Annotated in this window: 8 protein-coding genes and 1 pseudogene; 1 reads left to right on the plus strand and 8 read right to left on the minus strand. The window is 36.1% G+C overall.

The genetic code is table 11. The features are described 5' to 3' along the window. Positions 1-27: 27 nt before the first annotated feature. The 8 genes and pseudogenes from clpB to AAGD66_RS03965 form a co-directional block, all read right to left on the minus strand. Positions 28-2,589 carry an ATP-dependent chaperone ClpB gene (gene clpB, locus AAGD66_RS03930; protein WP_264724263.1) on the minus strand — a complete coding sequence of 854 codons (2,562 nt, stop codon included), beginning with the start codon at positions 2,587-2,589 and terminating at the stop codon, positions 28-30. Between the two features lie 969 nt (positions 2,590-3,558). Beyond that, positions 3,559-3,804 (minus strand): annotated as a pseudogene (locus AAGD66_RS03935) (PD-(D/E)XK nuclease family transposase); the annotation flags it as partial. A 62-nt stretch (positions 3,805-3,866) separates the two neighbouring features. Continuing rightward, a complete protein-coding gene (typA, locus tag AAGD66_RS03940; protein ID WP_010962447.1) occupies positions 3,867-5,696 on the minus strand; it encodes a translational GTPase TypA in 1,830 nt (609 codons plus the stop codon). Positions 5,697-5,801: 105 nt separating this feature from the next. After that, on the minus strand, positions 5,802-6,398 hold the full coding sequence (gene pyrE, locus AAGD66_RS03945; protein ID WP_006279657.1) for an orotate phosphoribosyltransferase: 597 nt from the start codon (positions 6,396-6,398) through the stop codon (positions 5,802-5,804). 3 nt (positions 6,399-6,401) lie between these two features. Next, positions 6,402-7,586 (minus strand): dicarboxylate/amino acid:cation symporter, encoded by a 1,185-nt coding sequence (locus AAGD66_RS03950; protein WP_155968759.1) that lies wholly within the window; start codon positions 7,584-7,586, stop codon positions 6,402-6,404. A 198-nt stretch (positions 7,587-7,784) separates the two neighbouring features. After that, complete coding sequence (locus AAGD66_RS03955) at positions 7,785-9,110, minus strand: dihydroorotase (RefSeq protein WP_155968756.1); 1,326 nt, start codon at positions 9,108-9,110, stop codon at positions 7,785-7,787. 122 nt (positions 9,111-9,232) lie between these two features. Then, positions 9,233-10,474: a hypothetical protein gene (locus AAGD66_RS03960; RefSeq protein ID WP_341814424.1), complete on the minus strand. Its 1,242-nt coding sequence runs from the start codon at positions 10,472-10,474 to the stop codon at positions 9,233-9,235. 80 nt (positions 10,475-10,554) lie between these two features. Continuing rightward, positions 10,555-10,743, minus strand: coding sequence for a hypothetical protein (locus tag AAGD66_RS03965; RefSeq protein WP_264723734.1), 189 nt, complete (start codon positions 10,741-10,743; stop codon positions 10,555-10,557). A 22-nt stretch (positions 10,744-10,765) separates the two neighbouring features. On the opposite strand from AAGD66_RS03965, the gene AAGD66_RS03970 reads away from it, so the two are divergent. Beyond that, complete coding sequence (locus tag AAGD66_RS03970; protein ID WP_265024672.1) at positions 10,766-12,595, plus strand: heme lyase CcmF/NrfE family subunit; 1,830 nt, start codon at positions 10,766-10,768, stop codon at positions 12,593-12,595.

Here is a 12,595-nt window from a genome sequence, read left to right on the forward strand (position 1 = left end):
TTTTTTTAACAAAAATACACAGTGAACTTAAACCTTTTTAACTAAGATTTCATTATCAAGAGCGTACACTATTAGTTCATCATTTTCTACTACTTCCCCTGATAAAACTAATTTAGCTAAATTATTTTGAATACACTCTTGTATAACCCTTTTTAGGGGCCTTGCTCCATATTCAGGGTCATAGCCAGTTTGTGCTATTAGTTCTTTAGCTTCCTGTGACAAACTTATACTCAGTTTACGCTTAGCAAGTGTTTTTTGTAAATAAGAAAATTGAACATCTATAATTTTATAGATGTCATCTCTGGTTAAACTGTGGAATATAATAATTTCATCCAGCCTGTTTAAAAATTCTGGACGAAATGCTGATTTAACTATTTGCATCACCTCATCTTTTACAGACTCAGCAATCCCCTTTAGCATTATCTCAGCACCAAGGTTAGAAGTTAAAATCAGTATGGTATTGCGAAAATCAATTAATTTGCCATGACTATCAGTGAGTCTCCCCTCATCCAAGATTTGCAGCAATAGATTAAATATATCTGGATTTGCCTTCTCTATTTCATCAAACAGAATAACCTGATATGGCCTTCTTCTTACTGCTTCGGTTAATCTGCCACCCTGCTCATAGCCAACATACCCTGGAGGCGCGCCAATTAACTTTGAAACAGAATGTTTTTCCATATATTCTGACATATCAAAACGCAAAAGCGCTGATTGATCGTCAAACAGAAATTCAGCTAAGGCTTTCGCAAGTTCGGTTTTACCAACTCCAGTTGGACCTAAAAATAAAAATGAACCAAAAGGCTTGTTGGTATCTTGCACCCCAGAGCGGGAGCGCCTAACTGCATTACTTATCGCTTCTATTGCATCTTTCTGCCCTATTACTCTTCTTCCTATTTCATTCTCCATGTTAAGGAGTTTTTCCTTTTCACTATGCATCATATTATCAACTGGAATTCCCGTCCACTTTGAAACAATGTTTGCAATATCATCTCCAGTCACTTCTTTCTTTAAGAAACTATCAGTAACCTTTTCCTGATTTTTTAATTCATTCTCAAGCTGAGGGATCACACCATACATCAGCTCTCCTGCCCTTCCCAAATTCCCACTACGCTGAACTAATTCCAACTCTTTTCTAGCGTTATCTAATTTTTCGGCTGTTTCTTGTATTCTAGCTATTTTATTCTTTTCCATCTGCCATTTGCTGTTCAAGTCAGCAAATTTACTGTTTAGATTTTCGATCTCTTCATTTATCTTTTTTAAACGCTGTTTAGAATTTTCATCACTTTCTTTTTTTAGAGCCTCTGCTTCAATCTTTAGCTGTATAACCTTTCTCTCAAGTTCATCAATAACTTCAGGCTTGCTATCCATTTCAATTCTCACCCTACTTGCTGCTTCATCAATCAAATCAATTGCTTTATCAGGTAAAAACCTATCTGTTATATATCTATTGGATAACGTTGCAGCAGCAATTATTGCACCGTCTGTAATTCTTATACCATGATGCACCTCATATCTTTCCTTCAAACCCCTGAGTATTGAAATGGTATCAGTTTCAGTTGGTTGAGAAATAAACACAGGCTGGAAACGCCTTGCAAGCGCAGGATCTTTTTCTATATGCTGACGATATTCATCTAAAGTTGTGGCTCCTATACAGCGAATTTCTCCACGCGCAAGAGCAGGCTTCAGCAGATTCGAGGCATCCATTGCACCACTTGTTGCTCCTGCTCCAACTAAAGTATGAAGCTCATCTATAAACAAGATAACTTTTCCCTCCGCTTTCGAAAGCTCATTAATAACTGCTTTTAACCTTTCTTCAAATTCTCCTCTAAACTTCGTTCCAGCGATTAATGCACCAAGATCCAAAGCTAAGACTTTTGCATCATGCAAACCAAGTGGTACATCGTTTGCAACAATTCTATTTGCAAGCCCCTCAACTATTGCAGTTTTTCCAACACCAGGTTCACCGATCAGCACTGGATTATTTTTTGTCCGCCTCAGTGATACCTGCATAGTTCTTCTGATCTCTTCATCACGACCAATTACAGGATCAAGCTTTCCTTGCATAGCAAGCTCTGTAACATCTTTTGTATATTTCTTTGCCGCGTTTAATTTTTCCTCACTGTTTGGCGAGTCCGCACTGCTGCCCTTTCTCATTTCTGCAACAACTGAGTTCAGTTTTTGTGGAGTCACACCATTCTCTGCCAGAATTTTGCCTACAGTATCATCTTTTTGTGCAGTGAGGCCCTGCAGTAAACGCTCGACAGCAACAAATGAATCTTTATTTCTCTTTGCAATACCAATTGAATCTTCAAAAACTTTTGCTATTTCTCTTGAAAGTTGAAGGCCACCACTTCCTGGACCTTCAATTACTGGCAACTTTTTTATTGCACTATCCACAGCATCGGAAATACTCTGCACATTTCCACCACAAGCGTTTATCAAATCCTGAACTAAACCTGATTCATCTTCAAGCATCACTTTTAGTAAATGCTCAGGCATAAAAATCTGATGCCCAGCTCCCAACGCTTTCATCTGAGCACTTTGAATTAGACTTTTTGCTTTTTCGGTAAATTTATTTAAGTCCATAACACCAGTTAAATTCGTATTTGCTGATGTATATAACAACTGATTTCATAAATTTAAACCTAAAGTTGCTTATTGTTAAGTATGAAATTTAAAACTTTCTTAAAAAAGGAACTATCATAGTAACCATACAAATATCTTGTATCTCAAGACCTTTGGTTTTTGTTGCTGAAAATGGTTGTATTATTTAAGTTATTAACAATATACAATACTAAGTTAATGTAATTTATTTGGAGATGACAGGAAAATTTATTGTAACTTTATATTTTAAATAGAATAAAGTTCTTTTGTTAGTATTGTCCTTTTTGTAAAAAATATTCCTAATTTCTTCATCATTTCTGTGGGTAAGGTCATCTGCTTCTCTACCTCAAGTGGTTAACAAAGTTTCTTGTCACGAGGGACCAAATGGAAATCTGCTCGTTTTCACGCGAATTAATGTTACAAATTCTATACATTTCGTTACAAAATGGCATTCGCTTTCTCCATTATCCTTTACCTGCATTTTCATCAGCGTTCCTTGCGGTTTGCTTGCCATATAGGCGGAAATACAGGCTTACCCTGTTCCTTCTGTCATACAACAGTGGGTTAGGTGACTTCTCTATACCGGTGATTTGCGTACATCCAGAAATGAAAAATGTCACATTACCTTTTGGTCGGAGCTTATCAGCATCTTTAGCTCTTTAATCGTTACGATACTTATGAAGCTTCACTTACGTTCACCATACCACTAAGCCTAGCTCTCCAACCACATGATGCTTGTAGTTTATGCTCCTTTCACGATTGAGCATCTTCTTTTTCAAGAGGAGGTTCATTGTCCGCATCGCTTGGCACCAACCGGTTACCCGATTCGCACTGATGCGTAGACTCAGATGGCAAAACATCTGGTTTAATAAGTTTTAGAACTCTTTTAGTTTCTTTCTGAAGGAATTCCTCTCCTTTTAAACAATATGACCGAAGACTTTCAGGTCGCACCATTTCAATAATTAGCTGGGTTCCAGCAGAATCAGTACAGAAAACATCAACAATACTTTGTTTTTTAGAGGCAATCTCAGCATCCATGATAGTGCTGAGAAATTCTATTTCTTCTATTTCATCTTTGCCAGCGAAGCCCAATATATCATTGAGAAAGTGAATGAGAATATCTTTATTTTTCTCAGTGCCAAATATTCTCTTGAACGCGAAATTGTTTTTTGGATCGAGAAATTTCGAAAAGGCCATAATTAAATACAATTAGGAGACGAATAATTATACACTATTTTTCGCAAATGTTCAACCTCTGATTACTCCTTATTCTTTGCCCTTCCTGCACGCTTACGTTCATTTGGATCAAGGAATTTCTTGCGTAAACGTATAGATTTTGGAGTTACTTCCACCAATTCATCATCATCTATATACGCTATCATATCCTCCAGTGTCATTATCTTTGGTGGAGTGAGCTTTATAGCTTCATCACTACCTGAAGCTCTTACGTTTGTTAATTGCTTACCCTTTAACACATTTATCTCCAAATCATTGTCACGGCTATGCTGGCCGACAACCATGCCACAATATACCTTATCCTGTGGCTTAATAAACATAATTCCCCTGTCTTGCAAATTGAAAATTGCATATGCCACAGCCTCACCCTTATCTGTAGAAATTAAAACTCCATTGCGCCTTCCAGAAATTGGACCTCTATGTGGAGCATAACTGTGAAATAAACGGTTAATTATGCCTGTGCCACGAGAATCAGTTAAAAACTCTCCTTGATAACCGATTAATCCTCTTGATGGCACTAAAAACGTTAATCTTGTCCTGCCATTACCAGAAGGTCTCATGTCAGTTACTTCACCTTTACGGAAGCTGAGTTTTTCCATGATGATTCCACTATATTCATCATCTACATCAATTACTACTTCCTCTATAGGTTCAAGTTTTTTACCGCCTTCTTCTTTAAATAACACGCGAGGGCGTGATACCGAAAGCTCAAAACCTTCTCTCCTCATATTTTCAATTAACACTCCAAGCTGTAACTCACCACGCCCACCTACTTCAAATGCTTCACCGCTTGGTGCCAAAGTCACAGTAATTGCAACATTTGTTTCTGCCTCCGCGTATAAGCGATCCTTTATAGCAGTTGAGGTAAGCTTTGTACCTTCTTGCCCAGCAAAAGGTGAATCGTTAACGCTCAGAGTAATCGCCATTGTTGGCGGATCAACTGGAGTTGAGCTTACTGCAGTTGTAACTTCTGGTGCTGCTATAGTATCTGAAACCGAAGCTTCCTCAAGTCCTGCAATTGCAATTATGTCTCCCGCCACAGCTTGTTCTACTGGAATGCGTTTCAAGCCAGAAAATGAGAGCAACTTAGTTAATCTTCCTCGTTCAATTACTTTGCCATCGAGGTCAAGCACCTTAAGATCTGAATTGACTTTTGCAATGCCCTGATAAACCTTTCCTGTCAATATTCTGCCAAGAAACTTATCAGACTCAAGTAGAGTGACCAACATAGCAAAAGGTGCATTTTGATTATAAACAGAAGGTTTTATATAATCTATAACCGTTGAAAATAATGGGCTTAAATCTTTTCTTTCATCAGAAAGCTCCTTAGCACACCAGCCATTTCTACCTGAAGCATACAACACTGGAAAATCTAGCTGCTCGTTGGTTGCATCAAGGTTAAAAAATAACTCATATATTTCATTTAATACTTCATCAATTCTGCTGTCTGGTCGGTCGACCTTATTGATTATCACAATTGGCTTCAAATTTGCTTTTAGTGCTTTTGAGAGCACAAATTTTGTTTGTGGCATGGGACCTTCTGCAGCGTCAACCAGCAGCAACACACCATCTGCCATGCACAATACCCTTTCCACTTCCCCACCAAAGTCCGCGTGCCCTGGCGTGTCAATAATATTGATCTTTTCATCGCCCCACATTATTGATGTACATTTTGCAAGTATTGTAATTCCGCGTTCACGCTCTTGATCACCACTATCCATCACTCGTTCTTGAACTTCTTGATTCTCGCGGAATGTGCCACTTTGTTTTAACATGTTATCAAGTAAAGTAGTTTTACCGTGGTCAACGTGTGCGATTATTGCTATATTTCGGATCGATTTAAATTCGTTCATTTTCTATCATTTCAAAATTAATTTAGTAATAAGTATACATAAAATACACTTGGAGTAAATAACTAAAGCTGTGTATAAATGCTGTGTTTCCAAGATATTATAGGATTACTTTGTTAAATATTCCCTACTCCCAGGTTTTGTTATGGGTAGTTGTTTTAATTCACTTGGAAGTTCTTCCTCGCTGTAGTTTTTGATGTTCAGTTCAATCAAAGATATGACAGGAAAAGGCAGTTTCGTTTCACTATTTCTCTTTATCAAAGAAGCTTCAGCAACAACTTTACCTCCTTCCCCTTCTGCACATTCCACTGCTTCAAGTGAAGATTTACCTGTGGTTATTACATCTTCAATGAGCAATATTTTCTCACCCTTTTTGATCTTAAATCCACGGCGTAATTCAAACTTACCATTAACGCGCTCGCAAAACATTGTCTTTATTCCAAGCTGCCTGCCAATCTCATAACCCACAATTATTCCACCAATTGCAGGAGATAATATTAAATCTATGGAGCTATTTAATTCTTTTTTTATTTTATCTGCTAATAATGCGCAAACTTTCATGGCTCTGCTTGGATTTTCAAAAATCTTCGCACACTGTATGTATGTGTCACTATGCAGCCCGGATGATAAAACAAAATGCCCATGCAAAATTGCTTCTGCTTCTTTAAATTCTTTTATTATTAGGTTATTTTCGTCTAATATCATTTTTTAAGTTTCACTATTACATTCTTTATTAATTATCTGAGTGATACAAACATCAGACCACACATTTATTGCAGTTTCAAACATATCGATGATTGTATAAATAGGCAAAATCAGTCCCATAATATGCAGAGGAACATTCATCGACATGAGATAACTGGTTGCCATAAAATAGCACCCCATCGGCACTCCAGCGTTACCAATTGCAGCCCCTGTAGCTAAAAAAATCCATATCAACATTTCGCTTAAGGAAAATACGTATCCGTTCATTTCTGCAACAAACATTACAGTGATTAGTATAAATGCAGCACATGCATTCATGTTAATTGTTGTGCATATTGGTAAAATAAAAGACGATAATTTCTTTGGCACCTTTAGCTTGTTCTGCACACATTCTATAGTTGTTGGCAATGTTGCACTGGATGATTTAGAAAAAAACGCAAGTGTGAGTGCTGGCATAACCCCTTTCAGCGTTTGAATTGGTGATATGCCTTTATACCACATAAATAGCGGTAAAATCAGAAATGCCTGCACAAAATTTGCAGACATTATGCAAACAAAATACCATAAAAGATTGTAGAACTCACTACCGCCTTTTAATTCATGCAAAAAACATGTGATAAAGGACCACACAGCAAGCGGAATGAATTTTAGTAACCCCTGAGCAATTTTAAGTAGCGTATCAAAAAGTGCAGAGAATATTTGATGTAATATATCCTGCTTTTCTTTTGAAAGTGAAACAATAGCTCCACCCATCAAAAAAGCGATTAATATGCTACCAATCATATTATTTTCAAGAAAAACTTGCACAAAATTAGAAGGAATGAGTGATTTTAAATATGAAAAATAACTGTGGTTATTGCTGTTAATACTCCCTATTGTATTACTTATGAAATTTTTTCTTGCTGGATCTATTAACAAATAAAACGATAATGCAACAAACGCAGCTATAATAGTTGTAAGCAGAGTATAAAATAGTGTTTTCTTAACTAAGACTTTGATTTCAATTGAGTCTTTGAGCCCGGAAATTGTGGAAACTATGGATAAAAAAACCAGAGGTAAGCTTATTAATTTGAGCAAGCTGATAAAGATATCACTAAATAGCTTTGCTATTTCAAATATGATTTCATTGTTTAGGTAGTAAGCAACTATTGCAAGCAGTATAGAAAAAAGTATTGCAAACTTGTGCATTGAAAATAAAACTTCAAAGTAACATTATACAATAATTTTGCTGTTTTGGAATCAGATTGATAGACAAAATAACTTTACAGATTAGGGAAAGATAAGAGGATGTGTTTATTCGGAGACAGTGTAAGATTTCTTAATTTAAATTTAGGTGCACTTAGCCCATTCTGGTGATAACAAATTGGAATAGATAAGATATGATAACTAACTCTTCTGCGAGTATATAGTTTTGCCGGACACAACAGTACGTACTACGTGTCCTTTTACTTTGCGACCATCGAAAGGAGAATTCTTTGATTTACTAGCAAAGTTGTCAGTTTTAATTTCCCATTCATGATTGAGGTCAACTAAAATTAAGTCTGCAGCAAGGTTTTTTTGTATACGACCACGTGGTATGTGTATTATATCTGCAGGCTTATATGTCAATTTTGCGAGCACATCAAGTAGACCCATTTGCCCACTGTGATAGAGTTCAAGTGAAAGGGGCAGCATTGTTTCAAGACCAACAATACCAAATGCAGCATTTTCAAGTGGCAGATCTTTAGAACTACGATCATGCGGAGCATGATCGGTTGCAATGCAATCAATCACACCTGTCTTTAAACCTTCAACCATAGCTAAACGATCTTCTTCAGTGCGAAGTGGCGGGTTCATTTTTGCAATTGCCCCATGTTGTTTTACTATATCTTCAGTCAAAGTGAAGTGATGAGGGGTTACTTCGCACGTAACATTTAATCCCAAATCTTTTGCACGTTTAATAGCATCAAGTGAATCTTTTGAAGAGACATGTAGAATATGGTAGTGCACATTCTCCATATCTTTCATGAGCAGTATATCGCGACTTACCATAACCGATTCTGACGCACTTAAGATCCCCTTTACTCCCAATTCTTCAGAAATTTTACCTTCGTTGATTGCACCACCTGCTGATAAATTTAAATCTTCTGCATGTTGAGCAATAGGAACACCCAGCATACTTGAATAAAGCAGCGCCTGTCTCATAATCATTGGGTTCATAACTGGCATGCCATCATCAGTGAACCCAACCGCACCTGCTTCCTTTAAAAGTGCCATTTCAGTCAGGTGTTCTTCCGAAGTGGTGATTTTAGCGTAAAATTCAACATTCACATGCGAAGTTTCAAATGCTCTATATTTCAAATATTTAGCCAAAACAACGCTATCAATTGCTGGAACAGTGTTTGGCTGACAAACTACAGTTGTAACGCCTCCTGCAGCTGCAGATTTGCTACCTGTATATATAGTTTCTTTATGTTCCTGGCCTGGTTCACGAAAATGTACGTGAATGTCAATAAGGCCTGGCATTAGAACAAGCCCTTTACAGTCTATTGTTTCATCAACTCCACTTGTTGAAAATAATGATTCACCAAAGTCAACAATTTTATCCCCTTCAGTCAATAATGAACCTTTTATATCAAGTTTAGTTTCCGGGTCGATAATACGAGCATTAGTATACGCAATTTTATAGCCTTCCTTTTGCCCTGTTTGCAACAAATCCCAAGTTTGAGTCATTATATTTGAGTATCGATTATAAAATAAATCTAAAGTTTTTTTAATAAAACACAACCAAATTAAAACACAGACTAAGAGCTGTCTTGAATTAAAGTGCTTTCATTATCCTAAAGATTTGGTTCTTATAACCTAGTTAGCTCAGTTTTAACGTTAATGTGTGAAGCTCTGAGTTCTGTTGAAGGATTTTCCAGCTGAATATCTAGCTCATTCTGTATGTTCGATAAACAAATTAAAGCTGAATCAAAAATTTCATCACACTGCTTTGCTTCATGTATATCATCAATTATTTCCTCGAATTCTTCCACATCATCCATTTCTTGCGGCGCACTTTTTAATATCGCTTTTATTTGGTTTAAGTTTTGACGAATTTTCTCCTGATATCCAACAATTCTCTCTTGATATATATCAATCATTTTTTGACATGCGTTGCCTCTAAATGGATGTTCTTTTTTCTCTTTTATGTAAGAATTTTGAAAGTCTTTACAGTTAAGGATTGCTTCTCTATGTTTTTTTATGTCATTAATTGCGCTGATTATCGACTTATCTATTTTCTTTAAATTTTCTTCCCGTTCTTCTCTTTTAATTATACTTTTGGATTCATTTTTTATCTGGTTCATTTTGTCATACAGGTTTCTGCATCCTTTGTAAGATGCCATTGGTTGTAACATTCCTTCTTCTACACCTTTATTGTAAAAATTCTTCAACTCATCACTTGATAGTATTGTTATAGCATCTTCCCTTTTACCTTGTGATTTAGGATACTTTTTATTCAATGAACTAACATGATTTAACAAGAAATCTTTAACTAGCCCTTCTTTTTTTACTTCGGATAATCTTTCTAGTGTTTCTATATATTTCAGAGTTTCCGCAAAGAGCTGTCCACCAGAGGGAGCAAATCCTTGAAGTGATTTACTCTGTGCTTTACAAAAATCGGTTTGTAAAAAATCTTCAGCTTGTTTTTTTATTACTGAAAGTTCATTAAAGGCTTTTTCTGGATTGATTTTTCTCAAAATACTAATAGCTTTTCTAATCGCTTTTTCTCTCTTTTTATTATCTTGTTTTTCATTTAATATGAGATGTTCAGTTTTGGTAAAAGCATCACCGCGATCACTCTTTGCAATGTTACAAACGATGCTTTTTACAACTTTTTCGGTTGCTGCATAATCTATTTCTTTTGCAAAGCAGTCAACAAATGATTGCCAAACTTTTTTATTAACAAGCTTACTTGTCTTATTTTCAAAATCTTCTATATCTTTGAATCCTAAAATAGTATAGAGATTTTTTTCGATTATTGGTTCGGCATGTTGTTTTGCCACTTTACCTTTTATATTGAATGGAAATTTACTAATCTTAGTTGTACCCACAATGTTACCTCAATATTAACGCTATCTATAAAAGTATAAAGATTTAATATTTAATTTTTAATTAATACTAGCACAGCTAACTACGGGAGCATTATGCTAGCATCAATTAACACTTTAACTTCTAACTTGTCATCAGTAATATTGTTTATATAAAAACTATAATTTTTTATGCCTGAACTTGGGAATATATTGCTATTGCTAGCCTGCTTATTGTCTTTGACATATTTGTTTTTACCGCTTAGTTCTTGTTGGTTTATTACCACTGCCATGTTTTTTTGTGTATCAACATCAATGGCTATTTTGATCTACTGCCACATTACAAATGATTTCTCACTCGAAAACGTATATTACCACTCACACACAACAAAACCTTTGATCTATAAGATTTGTGGTGTTTGGGGAAATAAAGAAGGGTCCATGTTGCTTTGGACATTAGTGCTTACCTTTTACCTATTTCTGATGGATATTTTTACTGATAACGACAGTAAATTGAAGAAAGTATCCTTGATCACCCAAGGCTTGATTTGCTTTTGTTTTTTACTGTTCACTTTACTTGAATCCAGCCCCTTCACTAAAATGCCAAGCGTTGAAAAAGATGGTCTTGGTTTTAATCCGATATTGCAAGATATAGGTCTTGCTATTCATCCACCGATATTATATTTAGGGTACCTTGGATTTAGCGTTCCTTTTTCGCTCTCTATAGCTGGATTAATTGCAAAAGTTGAAGGAAATGTTTGGGCTAAAATTGTCAGGCCTTGGATACTTATTTCTTGGTCGCTGCTCACTTTGGGCATCAGCTTAGGTAGCTGGTGGGCATATCGCGAACTTGGGTGGGGTGGATTTTGGTTTTGGGATCCAGTGGAAAACGTTTCTTTGATGCCGTGGCTAATTGCAGTGGCGCTGACACATTTGTTGCTTGTGGTGCGAAATTTCAATGTTTTAAGGAACTTTGCTATTTTACTTACGCTTACAACTTTTATATTGAGTGTGACTGGAACATTTCTAGTTCGCTCAGGAATACTTACCTCAGTGCACACGTTTGCAGATGACCCAAGGTATGGACTGTATATATTAGCGCTACTTGGTGTAATTACAGTCAGTAGCTTAGTAATATTTGTAGTATTTACGAGAAAAAATCACACGTCTGCGATGTCATTCCAATGCTTGACACTGGAATCTGAAAAGAAACCTGCTACTCAAGTGACAGAGGGTAGAAGATTCTTTTCACGCCTTACGATGATGCTGATGAACAATTTATTATTCATCACTGCCTTTTTCATTGTGTTCGTTGGCACTTTATACCCTACAGTGCTCGAATATTTAACCGGTGAATTAATTTCAGTTGGAGCACCATATTACAATTCTTTATTTAATCCTATTGCACTAGCTATTCTAGTGCTCACCATGATCGGGCAATACTGTAGTTGGCAGGGAAATAGTCTATTGCCAATATTCCGTGAATATAGATTTTCATTCTGCAGTGCTGCAGCTATTTTGCCGTTTATCTTTCACATGGAGCTAATGATTGTGCTATCAATTACTATCTCCATAGCATTATTAATCTTTGTTTTAGAAGCATACAGTAAAAGAATTCGTTTATTTAAGAGCGAATCAATTTTATTAGCAAAAAAAGTTTCTAAATCCTACTATGCAATGATGGCAGCTCATGCTGGAGTGGCAATTCTAGTGCTTGGTATAGCTTATTCAGTTGGTTGGCAGGAGAAAAAAGAAAATTACTTAAAAATAGGGGATAGCATAACAGTCAATAAATTTAAAGTTACTTTACGAAATATTGAGCTAATAAAAGAAAAAAATTTCCATGCAGTGAGGGGTACAATGGATATCAGGAATTTGCTGAATAACAAGATATTGGGTGAAGTAACTCCTGAATATAGATTTTACCTTGTGGAAGGTCAGAAAAATGTTGAAAGCAGTATCTACCACAATTTATTTTCTGATATTTATGTTGTAATTGGAGAGATTGATAAGAGTAAGAGCAAAATCGCAGCCAAAGTGCACTATAAACCTGGAATGTCTATAATCTGGTTTGGATCCTTTCTTATCGCTTTTGGTTCGCTCCTTGCTGCTTTGCCTTCTAGTAAACGGGCGAAGGTTGTCTAG

Source organism: Wolbachia endosymbiont (group A) of Dendrolimus pini, from assembly GCF_964026835.1.
GTDB classification, from domain to species: Bacteria; Pseudomonadota; Alphaproteobacteria; order Rickettsiales; family Anaplasmataceae; genus Wolbachia; species Wolbachia pipientis.

Coding starts and splice junctions, on each gene's coding strand:
- clpB (WP_264724263.1), bottom strand. CDS start 2,589: ATGGACTTAAATAAATTTACCGAAAAAGCAAAAAGTCTAATTCAAAGT.
- typA (WP_010962447.1), bottom strand. CDS start 5,696: ATGAACGAATTTAAATCGATCCGAAATATAGCAATAATCGCACACGTT.
- pyrE (WP_006279657.1), bottom strand. CDS start 6,398: ATGATATTAGACGAAAATAACCTAATAATAAAAGAATTTAAAGAAGCA.
- AAGD66_RS03950 (WP_155968759.1), bottom strand. CDS start 7,586: ATGCACAAGTTTGCAATACTTTTTTCTATACTGCTTGCAATAGTTGCT.
- AAGD66_RS03955 (WP_155968756.1), bottom strand. CDS start 9,110: ATGACTCAAACTTGGGATTTGTTGCAAACAGGGCAAAAGGAAGGCTAT.
- AAGD66_RS03965 (WP_264723734.1), bottom strand. CDS start 10,743: ATGGCAGTGGTAATAAACCAACAAGAACTAAGCGGTAAAAACAAATAT.
- AAGD66_RS03970 (WP_265024672.1), top strand. CDS start 10,766: ATGGCTATTTTGATCTACTGCCACATTACAAATGATTTCTCACTCGAA.